This is a genomic window from Sphaerimonospora cavernae (genome assembly GCF_042435035.1).
Lineage (GTDB): Bacteria > Actinomycetota > Actinomycetes > Streptosporangiales > Streptosporangiaceae > Sphaerimonospora > Sphaerimonospora cavernae.
In genome coordinates, this window is the sequence record NZ_JBHMQT010000079.1 from 1 (window position 1) to 663 (window position 663).

At 70.1% G+C, this 663-nt stretch carries 1 protein-coding gene; it reads right to left on the reverse strand.

All coding sequences use genetic code 11. From position 1 onward, the window contains the following. A partial coding sequence (locus ACFHYQ_RS29330; RefSeq protein WP_394304389.1) for a PepSY domain-containing protein occupies window positions 1-663 on the reverse strand: 663 nt, incomplete at both ends.

Consider the following 663-nt stretch of genomic DNA (forward strand, 5'->3'; position numbering starts at 1 on the left):
GCTCGTGGCCGACCACGTCCATCGAGGTCAGCTGGTTGGTGCGGTTCTGGTTGTAGCCGAAGGCGGTGTAGCTGCCGTACCAGTAGGCGTTGACCGCGTTGAGGCCGACCCGCATCGAGAAGGAACGGCCCGAGCCGCTGTGGCCGTTACGGCCCAGCCAGTCGCGCAGCATGTCCCATTCCTTCTGCGCGGCGTACATCGCGTCCACGCAGGCGGTCTCCAGGTCGGTGCCCGAGCCGTTGCCCCAGCTGTCGCTGCTCTTGGTGTAGGCGGCGCCGTTCTGCCCGCCACACTGCAGGCCGGGCCGGTTGGGGTCGGTCATGGTGTACGAGCTGCCGGAGCGGCCGGTGTCGATGTTCACCTGGCCGACCAGGGCGCCCCGGCCGGTGCCCTCGCGGACCTCGTCCCAGGCGTCGATCACCTTGCCGGTGCGGGCGTCGACGTAGACGTGCAGCACGCTGGGGATGTTCTTCTTGCTGGTGCCGGTGACCACGACCTCCCACGCCAGGCGCGGCGTCTTGGTCGTGGCGTGGACCAGCAGTTCCGGGGTCTTCGTGTCCTCCACCGTGGCCAGCTCGGCGCGGGCCGTGGCCGCCGCGGCGTCCGCCTTGACGGTGGCCTTGGGGCTGACGTTCACCGTGGCCTGCTGGCCGGTGACGACGG